General features: G+C 62.1%; 5 protein-coding genes and 1 pseudogene. 5 read left to right on the top strand and 1 reads right to left on the bottom strand.

What is annotated here, in order from left to right:
- Positions 1 to 341: PRC-barrel domain-containing protein (locus A2J03_RS03565; RefSeq protein ID WP_331712353.1), on the bottom strand; the 341-nt coding region annotated here is incomplete at its 3' end.
- A gap of 78 nt (positions 342 to 419) precedes the next feature.
- On the opposite strand from A2J03_RS03565, the gene A2J03_RS03560 reads away from it, so the two are divergent.
- The 5 genes and pseudogenes from A2J03_RS03560 to A2J03_RS03540 all read left to right on the top strand — a co-directional run.
- Entirely contained in the window at positions 420 to 1,367 is a 948-nt protein-coding gene (locus tag A2J03_RS03560) for an HpcH/HpaI aldolase/citrate lyase family protein (protein ID WP_068369772.1), read from the top strand.
- A 68-nt stretch (positions 1,368 to 1,435) separates the two neighbouring features.
- Positions 1,436 to 1,927, top strand: a complete 492-nt coding sequence (locus A2J03_RS03555) for a general stress protein (protein ID WP_068369769.1) — start codon at positions 1,436 to 1,438, stop codon at positions 1,925 to 1,927.
- 187 nt (positions 1,928 to 2,114) lie between these two features.
- Complete coding sequence (locus A2J03_RS03550; protein WP_068369766.1) at positions 2,115 to 3,437, top strand: ABC transporter substrate-binding protein; 1,323 nt, start codon at positions 2,115 to 2,117, stop codon at positions 3,435 to 3,437.
- On the top strand, positions 3,434 to 4,357 hold the full coding sequence (locus tag A2J03_RS03545) for a carbohydrate ABC transporter permease (protein ID WP_068369763.1): 924 nt from the start codon (positions 3,434 to 3,436) through the stop codon (positions 4,355 to 4,357). The genes A2J03_RS03550 and A2J03_RS03545 overlap by 4 nt, the downstream gene beginning before the upstream one ends.
- Positions 4,357 to 4,541, top strand: a pseudogene (locus A2J03_RS03540) (carbohydrate ABC transporter permease); the annotation flags it as partial. The gene A2J03_RS03545 and the pseudogene A2J03_RS03540, both read left to right, overlap by 1 nt.

Here is a 4,541-nt window from a genome sequence, read left to right as displayed (position 1 = left end):
TCGTGTAGCTCCTCGAGCTCCGGATCGTCGACGCGAACCTTGGAGTCGAGTATCTGCGCGAACACCAGGATTTCGTTTGCGCGCTGCGAGAACCGCCTGAGACTGACGTTGCCGGTGGTCAGCTGAACCGAGTTCGGCTCGATGCTTGTCACCCTCAGCATCGGCACGAAAATCCTTCGGCGCGTGGCAAGTTCGACGACCAGGCCCAAGACGCGGGGTTGCGCGCGGCCGACGCGCATCGTCACCACGAGATCGCGGACACGGCCGATGGATTCGCCATCGGGCCCGAGGACGACCAGACCAGCCAGCCTGGCCGCGAATACCTTGCTCAGAGCTGCCATGATGGCAAGGTTAGAGCCTGCGGGGACCAATCAGAGAATTGGACCGGCAAGCGAAGCGAGAAGGAGAACACGACCCCCATGACTTCGGTGCACCACAGCCGTCCCCGCCGATCGGTGCTGGCCGTCCCCGGCAGTTCCGCGAAGATGATCGACAAGGCCAAGGGTCTTCCCGCCGACGCCGTCTTTCTCGATCTGGAGGACGCCGTCGCACCGATCGCCAAGGTCGAAGCGCGGGGGCGCATCGTGGAAGCGCTCAACTCGGGCGGGTGGGGTACTCAGCTCAAGGTGGTCCGCGTCAACGACTGGACCACGCCATGGACATATGGGGATGTCATCGACGTGGTCTCCGGTGCCGGCGCGAACCTCGACGCCATTCTGCTGCCGAAGGTCGAGACTGCCGCGCACGTGAGCGCGCTCGATCTTCTGCTGACCCAGGTCGAGAAGACGAGCGGACTCGAGGTCGGCTCCATCGGAATCGAGCCGCAGATCGAGAGCGCGCGCAGTCTGCGAAACATCGACGAGATCGCCACTGCGAGTGCACGCGTGCAGACTCTCGTGTTCGGCCCAGCGGACTTGATGGCGAGCGTGAACATGCGCACCCTCGTCGTCGGCGAGCAGCCCGAGGGGTACGACACCGGTGACGCCTATCACCACATTCTGATGACTATTCTTCTCGCTGCACGCACTCATGGCCTACAGGCGATCGACGGTCCGTACTTGCACATCCGTGACCTCGATGCTTTTCGGCGCGCAGCGGGACGCACTGCCGGACTCGGGTTCGACGGCAAATGGGTACTGCATCCCACCCAGATCGATGCGGCCAACGAGATCTTCAGCCCTCGCCAGGCTGATTTCGACAAGGCCGAGGAAATTCTGGAGGCCTACGACTTTCACACCTCTGCTGCCGGCGGCGCACGGGGCGCAGTGATGCTGGGCGAGGAGATGATCGACGAGGCCTCACGGAAAATGGCGTTGGTCATCTCGGCCAAGGGGCGGGCAGCGGGAATGGTCCGGACCGGTTCGTGAGCTGACTGGGCGAAGAGTTCGACCAGCTGTCCGTTTCCCTGACGGGCGGAACCGGGCACAATAGAGAAATGACGAACCCACTTTCGCAACCCGGACGCGCAGGCCAGGGGCTCCCGACGCCGCCGTCCGGTTGGCCGATCGGCTCCTACCCGACTTACGCCGAAGCGCAGAAGGCGGTCGACTACCTGTCCGATCAGGAGTTCTCCGTTCAGGACGTCACGATCGTCGGCGTCGATCTCATGCAGGTCGAGCGCGTGCTCGGTCGGCTGACATGGCCCAAAGTCATTGGTGGCGGTGTTGTTTCGGGTGCATGGCTGGGCCTGTTCCTCGGTTTGGTGCTGGGGATCTTCACCAACGGGAACATTCTCGGCGCGCTGATCATCGGCATCATCGGCGGCGTCATCTTCGGGCTCATCTCAGCAGCCATCCCGTATGCGGCAACGAAGGGTCAGCGAGATTTCGCGTCGAGCATGCAGTTGGTGGCCGGCCGATACGACGTCCTCTGCGAACCGAAGAGTGCAGAGAAGGCCCGCGACATGCTCGCCAAGTTGTCGATCTGAGCTCGTGCACATTACGGATTAGTCCCAATATCCCCCCTAATGTCCCCACCGATCCGTGTAGTTCGGTTACGTTTCTTCACGTGTAGGGCAGTGTCATGAAGCAGCCCTGCGCACGTACTCGAAAATACGGAGGCTGAAAGTGCCCAGACAAAGAGGTCCGAGGCCGAGAAACGCAACCAGGATAGGTGTGTTGGCCGCCGCGGCCTTGGTCGCCAGCCCGTTGCTGGCGGCGTGCGGATCATCCGACGACAGCACGCCTGTGCTGAGCTTCTATACCGCGGCAGACGGCGCGGAACAGTATGCCGCCGCTGCGGAAGCCTGCTCTGCCGCGTCGGGTGGCCGCTACAAGGTCGAACAAAGAACACTACCCAAGAGTGCGAACGATCAGCGACTTCAGCTGGCACGTCGCCTGGCGGGCAACGACGACTCACTCGATCTCATGACGCTGGACGTGGTCTGGACGGCCGAATTCGCCGAGGCGGGTTGGGCGTTGCCGGTGCCGGACGATCTGGCGGCGTCGCTGCGGGACGGGTCGACCCTCGAAGGTCCACTGGCGACCGCGGAATGGCAGGACCAGCTCTACGCGGTTCCACTCAACTCGAACACGCAGCTGCTGTGGTATCGCCCCGACGTGGTCCCCGGCGGGCAACCGCCGCAGACGTGGGACGAAATGATCGACATGGCCGAATCCAACGCGGCCGAAGGAAAACCGGCGTACATCGGCGTTCAGGCCAAGCAATACGAGGGCCTGATGGTCTGGTTCAACAGCCTGCTCGTCAGTGCCGGTGGCCAGGTCGTCGGCGAGGACGGCACCACCGTCGAACTGAACGACACCCCCGAGCATCGTGCGGCCACCGAGAAGACGCTCGAAATAATGAAACGCGTCGCCACCGCGGACGGTCATGACCCGTCGATCTCGCAGACCGACGAGGCGACTGCCCGCTTGGGTATGGAAGCAGGCAACTCTGCCTTCCAGGTGAACTATCCGTTCGTGCTGCCCGGTATCAAGGAGAACGCGGCGGCCGGCGCAGTTCCGTTCCTGGACCTCACCAACGTTCCGGCGGATCAACAGGATGCAGCCGTCGCCGAGGTGTTCCGCAGTGCGCCGTACCCGGCCGTCATTCCCGATACACCAGCGAAGGTCACGATCGGCGGATTCAACATCGGCGTCGCGAAGACCACCAAGCACGAAGATCTCGCGTGGGAAGCCGTCGCGTGCTTGACCAACGAAGACAACCAGCGCAACAACGCAGTCGACGGCGGCGTCCCGCCGGTGCTCGCGCAGCTCTACCGAGATCCTGAATTCCAAGCGGTGTACCCCGCGTGGGAGGGTGTGCTCGACGCCATCGAGAACGCCGCAGTACGACCGGTCTCGCCTGCATACCAGAGCATTTCGATCCTTCTCGCGGACGCGCTGAATCCACCGCAGAACATCGATCCGATCGCCGATGTGGACAAGCTCGCCGATCTCGTTTCCAAGGCAGTCAATTCCGAAGGGCTGATTCCATGAGCGAAACGCCTGACAAAGAGGCAGTCCTGAAGAATCTGTCCGACGGCAAGAAAGCCGAACGCAGACTCGGATTGATCCTGATCACTCCTGCCGCGATCATGATGCTTGCCGTCACCGGATACCCGATCGTCTACGCCTTCTGGCTCAGTTTGCAGAAATACAATCTGGCGTTCCCCGACGATCGTGAATTCGTCGGACTGTCGAACTACGTGACGGTGCTGAGCGACAGTTACTGGTGGACGGCCTTCACCGTGACCCTCGGAATCACGATCGTATCGGTGATCATCGAGTTCGTACTCGGCCTCGCCGTCGCACTCATCATGCATCGCACCATCTTCGGCCGCGGACTCGTCCGCACCGTGGTGTTGATCCCGTACGGCATCGTGACCGTCGCGGCCGCCTACAGCTGGTACTACGCGTGGACGCCAGGCACGGGGTATCTGGCCAATCTGCTTCCCGACGGCAGTGCTCCACTCACCGAGCAGATACCGTCGCTGGCCATCGTCGTGCTCGCCGAGGTGTGGAAGACCACCCCGTTCATGGCTTTGCTGCTTCTCGCCGGACTTGCTCTCGTACCGGACGACCTGCTCAAAGCAGCACAGGTCGACGGTGCAGGTGCCTGGACTCGTCTGATACGCATCACGATTCCGTTGATGAAGCCGGCAATCCTGGTGGCCGGGCTCTTCCGCACCCTCGACGCGTTCCGCATCTTCGACAACATCTACGTGCTGACCAAGGGCAGCAACGGCACCGGCTCGGTGTCGATCCTCGGTTACGACAACCTGTTCGGCGCATTCAATCTCGGACTCGGCTCGGCGATCAGCGTTCTGATCTTCTTCTGCGTCGCCATCATCGCGTTCGTGTTCATCAAGCTGTTCGGTGCGTCGGCGCCGGGCTCGGACGACGGAGGCCGTAAGTAATGACGACCGTGACGCCTCGCAAGAAGGTCGGTTGGACCGTCATCAACGCGCTCGTACTTCTGTACGCGCTCGTTCCGCTGGCCTGGATCATCAGCCTGTCGTTCAAATCGACGGCTACCATCGCCGACGGCAAGTTCATTCCGAGTTCCATCACCTTCGACAACTACAAGGGCATCTTCAGCAC

It is taken from the genome of Rhodococcus sp. EPR-157 (assembly GCF_001647195.1).
Lineage (GTDB): Bacteria > Actinomycetota > Actinomycetes > Mycobacteriales > Mycobacteriaceae > Rhodococcoides.
Note: the sequence above shows the minus strand (reverse complement) of the source record. Positions and strands in the feature narration are given on the sequence as shown.

Excerpts from the sequence above, each read along its gene's own strand:
- A2J03_RS03560 (WP_068369772.1), top strand. The coding sequence starts at position 420 with ATGACTTCGGTGCACCACAGCCGTCCCCGCCGATCGGTGCTGGCCGTC.
- A2J03_RS03545 (WP_068369763.1), top strand. The coding sequence starts at position 3,434 with ATGAGCGAAACGCCTGACAAAGAGGCAGTCCTGAAGAATCTGTCCGAC.
- A2J03_RS03555 (WP_068369769.1), top strand. The coding sequence starts at position 1,436 with ATGACGAACCCACTTTCGCAACCCGGACGCGCAGGCCAGGGGCTCCCG.